This window comes from Mycobacterium sp. PSTR-4-N (assembly GCF_022348085.1).
GTDB lineage: Bacteria > Actinomycetota > Actinomycetes > Mycobacteriales > Mycobacteriaceae > Mycobacterium.
The window spans coordinates 1-15,498 of the sequence record NZ_JAKRFN010000037.1 but is presented as its reverse complement, the minus strand read 5'-3'; the positions used below and the strand labels follow the sequence as shown (position 1 = coordinate 15,498).

Annotated in this window: 15 protein-coding genes; 5 read left to right on the top strand and 10 right to left on the bottom strand. The window is 68.8% G+C overall.

What is annotated here, in order from left to right:
• Positions 1-8: 8 nt before the first annotated feature.
• Positions 9-491 carry a nucleoside deaminase gene (locus MHN84_RS28820; RefSeq protein WP_241207891.1) on the bottom strand — a complete coding sequence of 161 codons (483 nt, stop codon included), beginning with the start codon at positions 489-491 and terminating at the stop codon, positions 9-11.
• A gap of 62 nt (positions 492-553) precedes the next feature.
• Between MHN84_RS28820 and MHN84_RS28815 the strand changes: the two genes are divergently transcribed.
• From MHN84_RS28815 to MHN84_RS28805, 3 genes are all read left to right on the top strand, one after another.
• Positions 554-1,477: an NADP-dependent oxidoreductase gene (locus MHN84_RS28815; RefSeq protein WP_241207890.1), complete on the top strand. Its 924-nt coding sequence runs from the start codon at positions 554-556 to the stop codon at positions 1,475-1,477.
• On the top strand, positions 1,474-2,211 hold the full coding sequence (locus MHN84_RS28810; protein ID WP_241207889.1) for an SDR family oxidoreductase: 738 nt from the start codon (positions 1,474-1,476) through the stop codon (positions 2,209-2,211). Before MHN84_RS28815 ends, MHN84_RS28810 begins: the two co-directional genes overlap by 4 nt.
• An 88-nt stretch (positions 2,212-2,299) precedes the next feature.
• Complete coding sequence (locus MHN84_RS28805; protein WP_241207888.1) at positions 2,300-3,577, top strand: ATP-binding protein; 1,278 nt, start codon at positions 2,300-2,302, stop codon at positions 3,575-3,577.
• Positions 3,578-3,902: 325 nt separating this feature from the next.
• Here MHN84_RS28805 and MHN84_RS28800 read toward each other — a convergent pair whose 3' ends face one another.
• Entirely contained in the window at positions 3,903-4,898 is a 996-nt protein-coding gene (locus tag MHN84_RS28800; protein ID WP_241207887.1) for an esterase family protein, read from the bottom strand.
• 190 nt (positions 4,899-5,088) lie between these two features.
• Here MHN84_RS28800 and MHN84_RS28795 point away from each other — a divergent pair, with 190 nt between their 5' ends.
• Positions 5,089-5,520, top strand: a complete 432-nt coding sequence (locus tag MHN84_RS28795) for a DUF1810 domain-containing protein (protein ID WP_241207886.1) — start codon at positions 5,089-5,091, stop codon at positions 5,518-5,520.
• An 18-nt stretch (positions 5,521-5,538) separates the two neighbouring features.
• Here the strand turns inward: MHN84_RS28795 and MHN84_RS28790 are convergent, their stop codons facing one another.
• The 3 genes from MHN84_RS28790 to MHN84_RS28780 are packed head-to-tail and all read right to left on the bottom strand — an operon-like array spanning position 5,539 to position 8,990.
• Positions 5,539-6,843, bottom strand: coding sequence for an alpha-amylase family protein (locus tag MHN84_RS28790; protein ID WP_241207885.1), 1,305 nt, complete (start codon positions 6,841-6,843; stop codon positions 5,539-5,541).
• The gene (locus MHN84_RS28785) at positions 6,840-7,319 is read right to left on the bottom strand and encodes a nucleoside deaminase (RefSeq protein ID WP_241207884.1); all 480 of its coding nucleotides are present in this window, start codon (positions 7,317-7,319) and stop codon (positions 6,840-6,842) included. Before MHN84_RS28785 ends, MHN84_RS28790 begins: the two co-directional genes overlap by 4 nt.
• 9 nt (positions 7,320-7,328) lie before the next feature.
• The gene (locus MHN84_RS28780; RefSeq protein ID WP_241207883.1) at positions 7,329-8,990 is read right to left on the bottom strand and encodes a tetratricopeptide repeat protein; all 1,662 of its coding nucleotides are present in this window, start codon (positions 8,988-8,990) and stop codon (positions 7,329-7,331) included.
• 75 nt (positions 8,991-9,065) lie between these two features.
• Between MHN84_RS28780 and MHN84_RS28775 the strand changes: the two genes are divergently transcribed.
• Entirely contained in the window at positions 9,066-9,449 is a 384-nt protein-coding gene (locus MHN84_RS28775) for a cupin domain-containing protein (protein WP_241207882.1), read from the top strand.
• A 2-nt stretch (positions 9,450-9,451) separates the two neighbouring features.
• Here MHN84_RS28775 and MHN84_RS28770 read toward each other — a convergent pair whose 3' ends face one another.
• The 5 genes from MHN84_RS28770 to MHN84_RS28750 all read right to left on the bottom strand — a co-directional run bounded on the left by MHN84_RS28770 (position 9,452) and on the right by MHN84_RS28750 (position 15,358).
• Positions 9,452-11,047, bottom strand: a complete 1,596-nt coding sequence (locus MHN84_RS28770; RefSeq protein ID WP_241207881.1) for a regulator — start codon at positions 11,045-11,047, stop codon at positions 9,452-9,454.
• 10 nt (positions 11,048-11,057) lie between these two features.
• Positions 11,058-11,747 (bottom strand): cysteine hydrolase family protein, encoded by a 690-nt coding sequence (locus MHN84_RS28765; protein ID WP_241207880.1) that lies wholly within the window; start codon positions 11,745-11,747, stop codon positions 11,058-11,060.
• Positions 11,744-13,144 (bottom strand): allophanate hydrolase, encoded by a 1,401-nt coding sequence (locus MHN84_RS28760; protein ID WP_241207879.1) that lies wholly within the window; start codon positions 13,142-13,144, stop codon positions 11,744-11,746. Before MHN84_RS28760 ends, MHN84_RS28765 begins: the two co-directional genes overlap by 4 nt.
• A gap of 76 nt (positions 13,145-13,220) precedes the next feature.
• Positions 13,221-13,922 (bottom strand): GntR family transcriptional regulator, encoded by a 702-nt coding sequence (locus MHN84_RS28755; protein ID WP_241207878.1) that lies wholly within the window; start codon positions 13,920-13,922, stop codon positions 13,221-13,223.
• A gap of 80 nt (positions 13,923-14,002) precedes the next feature.
• Positions 14,003-15,358, bottom strand: a complete 1,356-nt coding sequence (locus MHN84_RS28750) for an HNH endonuclease signature motif containing protein (protein WP_241207877.1) — start codon at positions 15,356-15,358, stop codon at positions 14,003-14,005.
• Between the last annotated feature and the right edge of the window lie 140 nt (positions 15,359-15,498).

Genomic DNA, 15,498 nt, shown 5'->3' with positions numbered 1-15,498 from the left:
TGATGCGCTCAACCTTGTGGCGAAGGACTTTGTTCCCGTTCCTGCCAGAGCCGGTAGACGTCGAGGGCGTCGGGGTGGGGCTGGTGCCGCATCGGCAGGCGACGGTCCTGCCAGGACTTCGCGAACTCGTCGTAGAACGTGGCCAGCTCGAAGTACTTGCGGTTGTCCTGGTAGTACGGCGCGTACTCGTCGCGCTGGGTGAGGAAGACCACGGCGTCGGGGGAGCAGTAGTACAGCGATCCCAGACACATCGGGCACGGGTGGGCGAGCACGTAGATGGTGGCGCCGGTGAGGTGCTCGGACCCGACGGCCGTGCAGGCGGCGCGGATCGCCAGGATCTCGGCGTGGGCGGTCGGATCGTTGGTCTGAGCCACCAGGTTCGGACTCTCGGCCAGCACCTGCCCGGCGCGGGCGATGACCGTCGCGAAGGGCCGGCCGCCCTCCATCACGTTCTGGCGGGCGAGATCGACGGTGCGCTGCGCGAAATCCATGAATTGACTGATAGCCGGTTCTCCCGCGGAATAGTCCTGAGCCGTGGCGGGTCGTAGCCCTCATGAGCAGAGCAGTCCGATTCGACCATTACGGCGGCATCGAGGTCCTGGATGTCCGTGACGTCCCGCGACCCGTGCCCGGCCCCGGGCACGTGCTGATCGAGGTGCGCGCCGCGGGCATCAACCCGGGTGAGGCCCTGATCCGGGAGGGTTTCCTGCACGACCGGTGGCCCGCGACGTTCCCGTCGGGTCAGGGCAGCGACGTCGCCGGTGTCGTCGCCGAGGTCGCGCCGGATGTCACCGGCGTGTCCGTGGGCGACGAGGTTCTCGGCTTCTCCGACGAACGGTCCAGCCACGCCGAGTACGTCGCGGTTCCGGCCGACCAAGTCACCCCCAGACCTGCGGCACTGTCGTGGGAGCAGGCGGGATCGCTGGCCGTCGCGGGTACGACGGCGTGCGCGGCGGTACGGTCGCTGAAGCTCACCGCAGAGGACACGGTCGCCGTGTCGGCGGCCGCGGGCGGTGTGGGCAGCCTGGCCGTTCAGCTCGCCGTGCGTACCGGTGCGACGGTCCTGGGCATCGCCGGCCCGGCCAACGACGACTGGTTGCGTGACCACGGGGTCGTCCCCGTCAACTACGGTGACGGCCTCGCGCAGCGGTTGCGGGCCGCGGCGCCGGGCGGGCGTGTCGACGCCTTCCTCGACCTGTTCGGCGGCGGGTACGTCGAGCTGGCCGTCACCGAACTCGGGGTGGCCCCCCAGCGCGTGGACACGATCATCGACTTCGCCGCCGTGGAGCGGTTCGGCGTCCTGTCCGTCGGCGGGGCCGAGTCGGGCATCGATGACCTCACCGAGCTGGCCAGCCTCATCGCCCGCGGCGACCTGGACCTCCCCATCGCCGCGGTCTACCCGCTCGACGAGGTGCGCGCCGCCTACACCGATCTGGCCGCCCGCCACAGCCGCGGCAAGGTGGTGCTGCGCCCGTGACCACGGACCCGATCACCGGCCAGGTCGTCGCGATCACCGGCGCCAGCAGCGGCATCGGCGAAGCGACGGCGCGCCTGCTGTCCGCTCGCGGCGCCCGCGTGGTGGTGGCCGCCCGCCGCACCGACCGGTTGGCCGCGCTGGTGCAGGAGCTCCCGAACGACGCGGTCGCCGTCTCTGCCGACGTCACGGCGGCCGCGGATGTGCAACGGGTCGTCGACACCGCCGTCGAGCGTTTCGGCCGTCTCGACGTGCTGGTGAACAACGCCGGCATCGCGACGATCGGCGAGATGGCCGCCGGTGACGTCGCCGGGTGGGACGCGATGATCGACGTCAACGTGCGCGGGGTGCTGTACGGCATCGCCGCCGCGCTGCCCGTGTTCCACCGCCAGGGCCGCGGCCACATCGTCACGACGGTGTCGACCGCAGGTCTGAAGATCGTCCCGACGATGGGCGTGTACGCGGCCACCAAGAACGCGGTACGCACCGTGATGGAAGCGCTGCGCCAGGAATCGACCGACGGCGTCGTGCGGACCACGTCGATATCGCCGGGCTTCGTGAACACCGAGTTGGACGGCTCCGTCACCGATTCCGACCTGGCCGCCCACATCCGCGCGCAGATGGATGAGTTCGGCCTGCCTGCCGATGCGGTCGCACGCGCGGTCGCATTCGCCATCGAGCGGCCGCACGACGTGGAGATCGGCGATCTGACGATCCGGCCCACCCGGCAGGGCTGACACCGGATGGGGGAGAAGGTGATCCCCCGAGCCGACCACCCGCCGGGGCGATGCGGGGTGGCGCTTCCGGCCGCTACAACGTGGTGGTATGCCCCTCTGGCGTTTGCGCGACTTTCACGACGACGACCTCGATCAGGCGATCTCGGTCTGGGACCAGAGCCGAGAACCCGGTGAGGCCCCGCCGGCGTTCCCGGTGTCCGAAGTGGTCGCAGCGGCACGGTCCGGTCAACCGGCGGTGGTGGCCGTGGTCGACGATCAGCTGGTCGGAATGGCGGTGGCCCACGTCGCCGCGGACCGGGCCTGGATCTCGATGGTCGCCCTGTCGAACCGCTGGCGCAACCGCGGGATCGGCAGCGCACTGTTGGCCGAACTGGAGCTGCGGCTGCGCAGCCTCGGCGCCCGCCGCATCAGCGTGTTGCTTCCCGCCGACGCCACAGGCGCTGCCGCGCTGCGCAATTCCGGGTACACCGAACGGGCGGATCTGCGGTACTTCGAAAAGATCGACCACGTCGGCGCGTCGGACACCGGAGTGCTCTCGGCGCTGGGCGGCCAGCTCATCAACCCGGGCCGGTGGCAGGAGATGGCCGGCATGGAGGTCGAGAAGCAGATGATCGAGCGGCGCATCGTCGCGCCTCTCGCGCGCCCCGATCTGGCCGCCCGCTACGGTGTGTCACCACCCAAGGCGGTGATCCTGTTCGGCCCGCCCGGCACCGGCAAGACGAGCTTCGCCAAAGCCGTTGCCGGCCGCCTCGGTTGGCCCTTCGTGGAGATCTTCCCGTCCCGGTTGGCCGCGCCCGGCGTGGCGATGCCCGCGGCTCTACGGGAGGTGTTCGCCGATCTCACCGAACTCGACGCCGCGGTCGTGTTCATCGACGAGGTCGAGGAGATCGCGGGCTCTCGCTCCGGAGTGCCGTCGGACCCGTCGCACGGCGTCACCAACGAGCTGCTCAAGTTGATCCCGACATTTCGGCAACACGAGGAACGGCTGCTGATCTGCGCGACGAATTCGGTCAGCTCGCTGGACTCGGCGTTCCTGCGGCCCGGGCGGTTCGACTACATCATTCCGGTGGGTCCGCCGGACGAGGCGGCGCGCCGGGCGATCTGGACACGGTATCTGGGCGGCAACGCCGCGGCGGTCGAGGTCGACAAGCTCGTCGAGGCGTCCGATATGTTCACACCCGCCGACATCGAGTTCGCCGCGCGCAAAGGTGCGTTGTCCGCGTTCGAGCGGGAGATCGAGTCGCGCCGCGGCGAACCGGCGTGCACCGACGACTACCTCGCGGCGATCGCCGACACGCGCCCGACTCTCACCGACGCGATGCTCGGCGAGTTCACCAGAGACATCGAGCAGCGGACGCGGTTGTAGCGGCCTCAGGCCGCCGCGTCACGCCGCGGCATCCTTACCGCCGCCGACGCACGAGGTGCAGTCTGACGAGCCGAAATCGATGTCGATGTCGACCGAACCGCAGGTGGGGCAAATGAACGGGATCACGGCTGTCTCCAAGGGCCTCGACGTCGGCGCGGCCATCGCGCCCGACGAGCCGCGTGATACCCCCGGGTGGTGTCGGTCCAAACGCGTGCGGATGCCGCGACCCTCGGTGGTCATCGCCTGGTCACTTTTCGGCTGCCCGCACACGGCAGAGAGCCTGCCGCTCGGGGGAAGCGGCAGGCTCTCTGAGTGTGGTGGGTGACTAGGCCGAGGCCTGAGCTCCGAGCACCCGTTGGATGTCCGGCTTCATCTGCAGGAGCTGCTGGCCCCAGTAGCCCCAGCTGTGCGTGCCCTGCGCGGGGAAGTTGAACACCCCGTTGGTGCCACCGGCCGCGATGTACTTGTCGCGGAAGCTGATGTTGGTCCGCAGGGTGAAGCCCTCGAGGAACTGCGCCGCCATCAGGTTCTGGCCCGCCGTGCCCGAGTCGAGGTCCGACGGGGTACCGGTGCCGCAGTAGATCCAGACCCGGGTGTTGTTGGCCACCAACTGATTGATGTTGACCATCGGGTCATTGCGCTTCCACGCCGGATCCGAGGACGGACCCCACATGCTCTCGGCGTTGAAGCCGCCCGCATCGTTCATCGCGAGCCCGATCAGCATCGGCCACCAGCCCTCGGACGGGTTCAGGAAGCCCGACAGCGACGCGGCGTAGATGAACTGCTGGGGATGGTAGATCGCGTAGGTCAGCGACGCGCTACCGGCCATGGACAGACCGACGACCGCGTTGCCGGTCCGCGACACTCCGCGGTTGGCCTCCAGCCAGGCGGGCAGTTCCTGGGTCAGGAACGTCTCCCACTTGTAGGTGTAGTTCTGACCGTTGCCCCGCGAGGGCTGATACCAGTCGCTGTAGAAGCTGGACTGCCCGCCGACCGGCATGATGGTCGACAGACCCGACTGGTAGTACCACTCGAACGCCGGGGTGTTGATGTCCCAGCCGTTGTAGTCGTCCTGGGCGCGCAGACCGTCGAGCAGGTACACGGCGTGCGGGCCGCCACCCTGGAACTGCACCCGGATGTTGCGGTTCATGGCCGCGGAGAACACATCCAGGTATTCGACCGGCAGGCCCGGCCGGGAGAACGCGTTGGCAGTCGCCGATCCCCCGACGAAGCCGATCAGCCCGGGCAGCGTGGTGACAGCCAGGGCGACGGCCGCCATCCGGCGTGCCCACCGACCTCGAAACTTCTCTCTCAACTTCATAACGGCAACCAACCCACCTTTCATCACAAGTCCACATGTCGCGCAAACGTGCCGTCGTGTGCATCCGCCATGGAACACGTTCGATGTTCCCGATCCGCTGTCCGACACAGCGATTCGCGGTCGCGGTTGGCTAACGATTACGACTCGGCGCAGTGATCATCGCCGCGGCCCTGCCACACTCGGACCACAGATGAGTACTCACGACGCAGACACGTTCGACCTGGAGCGCTTCACCGACGCCCAGGCCGGGACCTACGAGACGGCCCTGGCAGAGTTGCGCGCGGGCCGAAAACGCAGCCATTGGATCTGGTTCGTGTTCCCTCAGATGCGCGGCCTCGGGCGCAGCGCCACCGCGTACCGGTTCGGGCTGGCCTCCCTCGAGGAAGCCGTGGCCTATCTCGGCCATCCGGTCCTCGGTCCTCGTCTACAGGAGTGCACTGCTGCGCTCCTGACCCACCGCGACCGCGCGGCGCGCGACATCCTCGGCTATCCCGACGATCTGAAAGTGCGCTCGTCGATGACGCTGTTCGCCCGTGCCGGTGGCGGTTCGGTGTTCACCGACGTGTTGGACGCCTTCTACGGGGGCGAGGAGGACGCGGCGACGCTGGAGCTGTTGCGCTGAGCCGGCACTGAGGCCGATTCAGCGAGGCGCCAGGATGAGCCACCCGTGGGGTGGCACCGCGGTCTCGCTGACCGTCTCCGCCGGTGGTGCCCCGGACCCGGCCACCACTTCGGCCTCGTCGAATCCGAACTCGCGCAACGCTATCGGCAGGGGTTCGGCGGCGACGTTGAGCGCGACGAGCAGCGCGTCGTCTCCGGCCCGGGACGCGTAGACGTAGCCGGTGTTGGTCACCTGCAGCGGTGCCGTACGCGCGGTGTGCAGCCACGGGTGGCGCCGTCGCAGTCCGATGAGGTGCTGGTGGGCACGCAGGACTTGGTGCCCGTGCTCGCCCACCCCGTCGAGCGGAGAACCGAATTCGGGCCGCACCGCGTCGTCACCGCCGAAGCGTTCCTCTTTCACACCGCGATAGGCGACCTCGTCGCCGGCATAGATGCTCGGGGTTCCACCGGTGGTCATCAGGACCACCAGCGCGTGATCGACGTGGTCGGGGTTGTCCAACTGGCTCGCGATGCGGGTCACGTCGTGGTTGCCGATGAACGTCATCGGCACGAAGGTGTCGAGGAACTCGTTGTGCCGCTTGAGCGCCCAGTCGAGTTCGTGCAGATTCGCGTCGTTGAGACTGCTCCAGATCGCCTTCCACAGCTCGTACTGGGTCACCGAGTCGAAGCCGGAGTCGGTCACCCGCGCCACGTAGTCACCGTGGATGACTTCACCGACGAACCACGCCTGGGGGTACCGGTCCCGAACCCGGGGCAGCACCTGCGCCCAGAAGCGGTCGGGCACAGCGTATGCCGCGTCCAGGCGCCACCCGTCGGCGCCGCGACCGAGCCAGTCGCACATCACGTCGACGACGTAGTCGACCACCTCGGGGTTGCGATGGTTCAACGCGATCAGACCACCGTGGCCCTCGAAGGTGGCGAACTCGCCGCCCCGCACGCGGAACCACGACGTGTCACCGCCGGCGAGTGCGTCGCGGTAGCGGGGGAAGTCGGTGCCGACGTGGTTGAACACCCCGTCGAGCAGGATGCGCAGTCCCCGGTCGTGCGCTTCGGCGACCAGGTGGTCGAAGTCACCGTCGTCACCGAGGCGTGCATCGATGCGGTGGTGATCGATGGTGTCGTATCCATGGGTCTGCGACGCGAACACCGGACCGAGCGCTATGCCGGACGCGCCGAGATCGCGGGCGTAGTCGAGCCAGTCCACGATCCGTCGGAGCCGGTGCTCCTCGGGCCCCGGGGGCGGATCGGCCGGGTGCGCACCGACGAAACCGAGGGGATAGAGGTGCCACCAGATGGCGTGGGTGACCCAGTCCGGCTCGCTCATCGGCGAAAGGCCTTCTCGTACAGGGCTTTCATCGTGTCGGCGAGCTCGAGTGCGGGGCCGTCGACGGGCACGCCCGGCGCCACGGCGCTCACCGGCAACGCCGCGACAGGCGGCGACGGCGCATCCCAGGCCTGCAGCCAACCGGTCAATTGCGCCGAGGAGGCCGCGTAGACGATGCGGCCCAGGCCCACCCACGCGTGGGCGGCCGCGCACATCGGACAGTGCTCGCCGCTGGTGTAGACGGTCGCGGCGGCGCGTTCCTGCGGGCTGAGGTGCTCGACGGCCCACAGCGCGATCGCCAGCTCCGGATGACGGGTGGCATCCCCGCCCGCCACGTGATTGTGATCAGAGAATCGCACCTCGCCGTCGGCGTCGACCAGAATCGAGCCGAACGGTTCGTCGCCCGACTCGAGGGCGCGGCGGGCCAGGTCCACGCAGCGGCGCAGGTGATCGACGTCCGCGGCGCTGAGAGACACAGGCGAAGTCTACGCATCCATACGGCAGGCGCACGACGCCCGGATCGGCACGTCGGCGCGGGCGGCCGCGAGTTCGAGCTGCCTGGCGATGATGGCCGCTTCGCCGTCGCGGCCCAGCCGGGTCAGGCACTCGTGGTATCCGTGCAGGCTCCACACATTGCCGGGATGCTGGCAGCACCGCGCCAGCGTCGGGTCCAGCCCTAGGTCGGCGGCGTAGACCCCGGCGGCCTCCTCGACGCGGCCCTGCTCGAGCAGCAGCGCGCCGTAGGCGTGCCGGGTGGGCTGCATCCAGCCCCACGGTTCGTCGTAGGGGAGCGCGTCGTCCAGGGCGATCGCGCGCCGCAGATGGGCGAACGCATCCTCGTATTCTCCCGCGCGATAAGTGATTTCACCGTCGAGCATGGCGGCGGCGACGGCCAGGATGTCGCGGCTGGTGTTGTTGAAGAGATAACGACTCTCGGGGATCCGTGCATGGGCCCGGGCGAAGGCCTCCCGCTCGGCGTGCGCCTCGGCGAGCCGGCCGGTCGCGGCGTAGGCGACGCCGCGGCCGTAGTGGATGGTCGCGGTGGTGGTGCAGTACAGATCGGCATCTTCGGGCAGTGACAGCGCGATCAGGTCGTCCCAGCGCCCGAAGCGGATCAGCACGTGCACCCGCAACGGCACGAACGCCTCCAGCCAGTCCGCCATCGGAGGTGAGGGGATGCGCAGCAACTCGGGGGTCAGCTGGGCCGACAGCTCGTCGGCGGCACACAGCGCCGTGCCGAGGTTGGCCTCGAACATGGCCGAGTAGACCACGAAGTGCAGATTGTGGGCGCGGTAGAGCGAGTAGAAGTTCAGCGGGCCCGACTGTTCGACGAAGCGTCGATCCACCTGTACGGCAGCAAGATTGGCGATCACCGAATCGTGGTAGTTGCCGCACAGTACGTCGATGTGGCTGGGCATGTGCTGCAGGTGACCGGCGTCGGGTACCAAGCCGCGCAGCAGGTCGGCGGCGGGCAGCGCTTTCTGCGGTGTCGCGGACATCTCCATGGCGTGCAGGTAGAGGTGTAGGATGCCGGGGTGTGCGCGTCCGGCCGGGGTGGCGAGCGCCGCGTCGAGAATCTCGAGGGCCTCGAGCACTCGTGAGCCGGGCGCGGGCTCGCCGGTGCGGGTGTCCCACAGTGCCCACGCGGAGATGTTGACCAGCGCGTCGGCGGTCAACGCCACGACGTCGATGTCGTCGGGGTGGCTTCGCGCGAGCGCGGTCATCGCGTCGGCGTAGGCGGCATGCCCGGCGTGCAGCGCATCGGCGTCGTCCGGATCGTCGGTGGGGAACCGCGCCGTCAGCGCGGCGATCAGTCCCCGCTCGACGACTCCGGCGCGCCCGTCGGCGGCCCGCGCGAGCTCGGCGCGCGCTCGGGTGACCGATGCGGTGAGGTCGGCGTGGTCGAACGCCTCCCACGCCTTGTTGTAGTTGGGCCCGATCGCGTAGGCGATACCCCACCGCGCCAGGGCGAAGTCCGGGTCCAGGGCGAGTGCGCGGTCGAAGCAGGCGATCGCCTCGTCATGGTTGAACGCGTAGGCCCACACCATGCCCCGGTCGAACCACACCTGCGCGGCCGCCGATGGCGTGTCGGTCGGCCGGTGGTAGGAGCCGAGGTCGTAGTACGGCTCGATGGGCGGCGCGCTCATAGTCGGCACGATAATTCAGCGACAGCGGTGCCACGAGGTGTACGGCGATCGGGACCGGCGGCTACGGTGGCGCGCATGATCCGTTGCGTACGTCTGTGGACCGGCGCCGACGACGCGTCGCACGTACAGATCGGTCGGCTGGACATGCGGCCGGGCCGCAATGACGACCTCGTGTCGGCGACCGTTGCGGTGACGTCGGTGACGGTGGAGGAGACGGCCTCGGGCGGCACACTGGCCTGGCACACCGCACCGGTTCGTCAGCTCGTCGTCACTTTGGCGGGCACGTTGCTGTTCACCACGCGTGACGGCGAACGCTTCCGGCTCTCACCCGGAGATGTGCTGTTGGCCGAGGACACCACGGGGTCTGGTCACCAGTGGCGCCTCGAAGGCGATGACCCGTGGCGCCGCATGTACGTGGTGCTGGGCGACGACGCATCGGTACCGTTCGTCGCGGACTGAGGTCAGTGCCCGGCGACCACGTCGGACTCGTCCACGACGACGGGCTCCTTTGCCCCCGGCAGCAGCGAGTAGGCCAGGCAGATCACGCCGAAGAACGCATAGCCCAGTGCCACTTGGGGATTCGCCGCCCACTCCACCTGCGGTGCGTGGATGAGGCCGATGAAGGACAGTACGGCCCCGACCGCCGACGCGATCGCTGCGTAGCGGAACTTCTTCTCGAGGATGAACGTGACCATCGTGCCGAGGATCAGCCCGACCAGCACCGCGCCCTCGCCCAACGTGAGCAGCCCGTCATAGACCACGCCGGCATTGCCCAGCGCGTCCATGCCGACCTGCGTCGCCGACGTGCCCGCGGCGTTGAGCGCGTTGTCGATCAGGCCGCTCGCCCACTGGGCCAGGTTGGGCAAGATCGCGGCCACCACCGCGATCGCGTGCAGCCGCGGCACGGCCTGGAACGCTTGCGCGCCGATCAGCAGGCCGATGTAGAGCAGGATCGGCACGATCGCCGGTACGGGGAGCAGTGCATCGAGAACACCGAAGAGGCCGAGGAAGCAGAGAATTCCGATCACGATGCCGCTTGCCAGCGAGTAGCCGGCGCGCCCGCCGGCGTCCTTCCATCCCGGGTGGCCGATGTAGACGGCGGGCGGGAAGGGGGAGCCGAACGCCGATCCGATGACCGCCCCCGCGCCGTCGGCGAGCAGCACGCTGCGCAGGTTGTAGTTGTCGCCGGCCGCCGCGGCGCTCTCCACGTTGCTCATCGCCTCGGTGAAGTTGTAGACACCGAGCGGGATTGCGGTACCCAGCAGGGGCGCCAGGTTCGACAACCCTGCCAGCAGCATGTCGATCCGCAAGTCCGGGACGCCGATGGCGATGTCGGATACGGCCTGCCCCACATCGGGTGCGGACATGTAGCCGCCGACCCAGCCGATCGCCGTGCCGACGAGCAGTGCGGCCAATCCGACGGGGATCCCGAACGGCAGTTTCATGTCGGTGAAGAAGCCGATCAGGATGATCGCCAGCACGGGGAGACCGATCCATGCGGCTTCCCACATCTGCGCGGCGGGCCGCATCGAGATGAAGGTGATCGAGATGCCGGCCAGCGTGCCCAGCATCGCCGCGCGGGGGGTGAGCCGGCGGATATAGGGCCCGACGAACGCGCCGATCATCACGATCACGCCGATCATGAACGCCCAGGCCAACCCCGCCTCCCAGGCCCGCATCGCGTCGTCGGTGTTGAGGTAGACCGGCAGCATCACCACGAACACCACGATGAACATATGCGGCACGCTCGGCCCGTACGGCAGTGCGGTGACGTCGGTTCGGTTCTCGCGCCTGGCCAGTCGGCGCGCCAGGAAGGTGTAGTAGAGATTGCCGAGGATCAGCGCGACGCCGAGCGCAGGCAGCACGGTGCCCAGGACGTCGCCGGCAGGGATCTTGACCACGCCGATCATCAGGCCGGTGAGAGTCAAGACGTTGACCAAGATGTTGAACCCCAGGCCAAAGAACGCGTTCACATCGCCGCGGGTCCACCACGGGACGGGGGCGGACTTCTCGGCGGGGGCGCCCATCGACGGGTCTGTGGTGACGTCGGTGCTCATGGGGGTCTCCTCAGACGGCCGTGGTGGCGAGCTGATGCAGCGCGGGGATGACGGCCGCCGTGTCGGCGACCCAGCCGAAGATGCCGCCCTGCGCGGCGATCATCTGCAGGCCGACGCGATGGAACTCGTCGAAATACGAACCGACACAATCGGATACCACCAGACACTCGTAACCACGGTCGTTGGCCTCGCGCACCGTGGTGTGCACGCACACCTCGGTGGTGACACCGGTGACGAGAAGCTGGGTGATGCCCGCGTCGGTCAGCACGTCGGTGAGGTCGGTGCCGTAGAAAGCTCCCTTGCCCGGCTTGTCGATCACCACTTCGCCGTCGATCGGGGCGAGGTCATCGACGATGTCGTGTCCGTACTCGCCGCGGATCAGGATGCGGCCGAACGCGCCCGGATCACCGATGCGCTGGGTCGGTGCGCCGCGACGGAGCTTGGCCGGCGGGCAATCCGACAGATCCGGTCGGTGGCCTTCTCGGGTGTGAACGACCATCAGACCGGCGGCACGTGCCGCCGCCAGCAGCGCAGCCAGTGGCGGCACGACGCTGGCGAGGCGTGCGACGTCGTTGCCGAGGCTCTCACCGAATCCACCGGGCAGGAGGAAGTCCCGTTGCATGTCGATGACGATCAGCGCGGTCGTGTCGGCGATGAGCGGGAACGGCGACGGCTCCGCCGCGATCGGGATCGGGTTCACAGCAGCTCCTCGGCGGGGACGGGGGTGGGGGAGAGATGACGGACGGGTCGTGATTCGTCGAGAATCTGCGCGGCGAGCTGCAATACGGTGTCATCGGTGAGAGCCGCGCCGAGAAGCATCGCGCTGCAAGGCTTTCCGTCACCGTTGACGCCGATGGGGACGGCCACGCCGCAGAGGTCGAGCAGGTTGCCGAAGTGGGTGTAATGGCCGAGCACGGTGTTGGTGTCGATCGGGGCGGCCTGCACCTCGTCGACGGTGAAGGTGGTGCCGATGGTGGGGAGCACGAAGACGTCCATGCGCTGCCACAATTGGCTCACCTGGGCTTTGAGTTCCTGCAGGCGCTGCAGTGCGGCGAACGCGTCGACGGCCGTGTAGCGGTGACCGCCGGCGAAGATCTCACGCACCACGGGGTGGATCGACTCGGGATGCTCGGCGAGGAAATCGCCGAACTCGACGAGGCGTTCGGCCACCCACGGGCCCTGGTAGAGAAGCGAACCCGCGGCGAGGAACGGTTCGAGGGGAATCTCGACGATGGGGTGGTGGCGAGCGAGCTGGTCACGCAACGCCAGGTGGGCTGCGCGCATCGGGGCGTCGCCGAAGAACTCGAGTTCGTCGACGGGGGGCAACCCGACGCGCAGAGGAGCGCCGGTGAACCGGGGGCCGCGGTCACGCGACCAGGGATCACCGTCGTCGCGGGCGATCATGACGTCGAGCACGCGGTCGGCGTCGTCGATGCTGCCGGCCATGACAGTGAGGCAGTCGAGGGATTTGCACGCGGGTACCAGGCCGACGGTACTGATGAGGCCGCGAGACGGCTTGACGCCGACGACGCCGTTGAGTGCCGCCGGGACGCGACCGGATCCGGCGGTGTCGGTGGCGACGGCGAACGGCACCTGCCCCAGCGCCACGGCGAGAGCGGAGCCGGAACTCGAACCGCCCGAGATGATGTCGTGGCCGTACACGCTGCGGGGGATGGTGTACGGCGTGCGCGTGCCGTTGAGGCCGGTGGCGAATTGGTCGAGGTTCGTCTTGCCCACGTACAGCGCGCCTGCGTCGAGGAGGCGCTGCACCGCGGGTGCGGTCGCGCCTGCCACGTAGGCGAAGTCGGGGCACGACAGCGTGGTCGGCACACCGGCGACGTCGATGCTGTCCTTCACGCCGAAGGGGACGCCGTAGAGCGGCAGGGTGCGTGCGCCGGGCCGGCGTTCGATGGCTTCGGCGGCCGCGATCAGCTCGTGGCGGGGAACGGCGGAGAGCCACGTGCCGTCGTCTCCGCGCGCCTCGATGGCGTCGGCGACGCGGGCTGCGGTCTTCGTGGGCGAGCCCGTTCCGCTCGCATGAGAAGCCAGGATCTCGGCCACGGACGGCCCGATCGACGGGCCTCGCAGTTCCTCCATGTTTGTCGATTGTCGACAGAATCATGGCGAACTCGGGTCGAGAATGTGTCGTTTGTGTAAGCGCTGCGCCGTCGCGTTACGGCTTCGCGTCCTGTCGCGACGCCGCGCCAGGCGCCGATTCGAGACCGAGGTAGTCGAGGTGGCCGTGCTCGCGAAGCGCTGCCACTACGACGGCGGCATCGTTCGACTCGAGTGCCGTCAGGATGGCGCGGTGCCGCTGCACGCCGTCCGCGGCGTCACCGTGGTACGCCTCCGCCCGCAGATTCTTCGCCATCGGCAGTTGCAGTTTGAGCAGGATCGGCGCCAGCGCGATGTCCAACTGGCGGTTGCCGGCCAGGGTCACCACGGCGGCGTGGAACGCCCGATGCGCATCATCGCGAACGAGTGCGTCCTCGGCGCTGACCATTCGCTCCAACGCACCGCGGATCGGCTCGAGCTGACGATCGGGATCGGTGAGGGGGAGGGCGGTTTCGATCGCGTGCCGCTCGAGGACGTAGCGCAGCTCGAACAGCTGCAAGATGTCGCCGGGAGACCATTCGGTCACCCGTGATCCACGTCGGGGCAGATGTTCCACCAGACCTTGCTGGGCAAGCAGTCTCAGTGCCTCGCGCAGCGGCGCCCGACTGATGCCGAGATCGGCGCACAGCTGTTCCTCGACGATTTTCTGGCCCGGCGCGAGTTGACCGGACAGGATCGCATCGCGCAGCCGGTGGCCGGCTACTTCGACCAGCGTCGCAGGCAGCACCGGCCGCGACGGACCTTCGCTCGGCGCTGCCATGGCACACAATGGTAGGAACACTTGCCGATGCGTGCAGCGACAGCCCCGGCCGCGCAGCGAAAGTTGTTGCACGCGTTGCCCTATGGATCATCGTCTTCGGGCAGGAGGTGGCGTTCGGGGTGGTGGTAGCCGTTCGTGCGGCGTTGTCCGGTATCGAGGTCAGGTGGGGGGAGCCACTCGGTCTGGCCGCGGTCGTTGATGCGGGTGGTCCAGCCGGTCTGCTCGACCATGCGGTTGTCCGGACCGCAGGCCAAGGTCAGGTTGGTGATGTCGGTGGCCCCGCAGTCTTTCCAGTCCCGGACGTGATGCACCTGCGCCCAATACCCGGGCACCGAGCATCCGGGGCGGCTGCAGCCGCGGGCGGAGGAATGCAGGACGATCCGTTGCGCCGGGGAGGCGAGCCGCTTGCTGCGGCCGAGGTAGAGCGGCTGGTTGGTGTGGGCGTCGAACACCGCCAAGTAATGGTGAGCGTGGGCGGCCATCCGGATCAGATCGGTCATCGGCAGCAGCGAGCCGCCACCGGTGACCGCCACCCCCGCGCCCTTCTCCAAGTCCTGCAAGGTGGTCGACACGATCACCGTGACCGGTAGCCCGTTGTGCTGCCCCAGCTCTCCCGACGTCAACGCCATCCGCCCGACGGCCAGCCACGCGTCGTGAGTGCGTTGCGCCGGGCTGCGGGTGTCGTCACGGCGCTGCTGCTCTGCGGGTTCGCCGTCGACGCAGGGTGTCTCGTCATCGGGGTTGCACATGCCCGGTGCGGCCAACTTCGCCTGAATGGCCTCGTAGTGCGCGCGGAACTCCGGGGTGATCCAGCCCGTCAGCCGGCTCATGCCGTCGGGCTGCTGCTCACCCAGCCTGATGCCGCGCTTGCGGGCGCGATCGGCGTCGGTGGGTTCGGGGCCGTCCTGGTCGATCATCGCCGCCAACCGATCCGCCGATTTCTTCAGATCCTCGGGCGTGAGCCCCGCCCCGAGCGAGGCCAGCTGGCGGTCGGCGGCGGCGCGGGTGTCGACGTCGACCCACCCGGGCAGGTCCTGGTGGAACTTCGCGATCACCGCGACGTGCTCGGCATCCAACGATCCGGCCGCTTGCGCGGCCGCGGTCGCCTCCCACAGCGGGGCCAAGGGTTCCCCGGTCAAGGCTTGCCGCGGCCCCAACGCCGCGGCGTCAGCCAGGCGCCGTTTCGCCTCACGCTCGGACACCCGCAGCGTCGTGGTGAGTACCTTCTTCCACGACGCTTCCCCGAGGCGGCGCGGCTCCGTCTCGCTGGTCAGCCGGGCCAGGATCTGATGCTCCAACGCCGGCACCGACCGCACCACCGACGTGACCTCCGCCATCAGCGCCACCAGCTCCCGATGCGAGAGCCCGTCGCAGGCGTCGTGCAGGATCGCGAGCCGGGCCCGCATCCCCGCCACTGCCTCCGCGACCACATCCATACATCGAACACTAGTGCGGCTCCTCATGTTTTTGTGGGTAGCTGGGGGTGTAGTCCGCCGCGGCAGAGGTAGATCATTGCGGCCAGTGTTTGGGCGGAGTGGTGGCCGTAGCCGCGGGCGTTGACGAGCCTGGTGGTGGC

Excerpts from the sequence above, each read along its gene's own strand:
- MHN84_RS28775 (WP_241207882.1), top strand. The coding sequence starts at position 9,066 with ATGATCCGTTGCGTACGTCTGTGGACCGGCGCCGACGACGCGTCGCAC.
- MHN84_RS28815 (WP_241207890.1), top strand. The coding sequence starts at position 554 with ATGAGCAGAGCAGTCCGATTCGACCATTACGGCGGCATCGAGGTCCTG.
- MHN84_RS28805 (WP_241207888.1), top strand. The coding sequence starts at position 2,300 with ATGCCCCTCTGGCGTTTGCGCGACTTTCACGACGACGACCTCGATCAG.
- MHN84_RS28800 (WP_241207887.1), bottom strand. The coding sequence starts at position 4,898 with ATGAAGTTGAGAGAGAAGTTTCGAGGTCGGTGGGCACGCCGGATGGCG.
- MHN84_RS28755 (WP_241207878.1), bottom strand. The coding sequence starts at position 13,922 with ATGGCAGCGCCGAGCGAAGGTCCGTCGCGGCCGGTGCTGCCTGCGACG.
- MHN84_RS28770 (WP_241207881.1), bottom strand. The coding sequence starts at position 11,047 with ATGAGCACCGACGTCACCACAGACCCGTCGATGGGCGCCCCCGCCGAG.
- MHN84_RS28820 (WP_241207891.1), bottom strand. The coding sequence starts at position 491 with ATGGATTTCGCGCAGCGCACCGTCGATCTCGCCCGCCAGAACGTGATG.
- MHN84_RS28780 (WP_241207883.1), bottom strand. The coding sequence starts at position 8,990 with ATGAGCGCGCCGCCCATCGAGCCGTACTACGACCTCGGCTCCTACCAC.
- MHN84_RS28760 (WP_241207879.1), bottom strand. The coding sequence starts at position 13,144 with ATGGAGGAACTGCGAGGCCCGTCGATCGGGCCGTCCGTGGCCGAGATC.
- MHN84_RS28750 (WP_241207877.1), bottom strand. The coding sequence starts at position 15,358 with ATGGATGTGGTCGCGGAGGCAGTGGCGGGGATGCGGGCCCGGCTCGCG.
- MHN84_RS28795 (WP_241207886.1), top strand. The coding sequence starts at position 5,089 with ATGAGTACTCACGACGCAGACACGTTCGACCTGGAGCGCTTCACCGAC.
- MHN84_RS28790 (WP_241207885.1), bottom strand. The coding sequence starts at position 6,843 with ATGAGCGAGCCGGACTGGGTCACCCACGCCATCTGGTGGCACCTCTAT.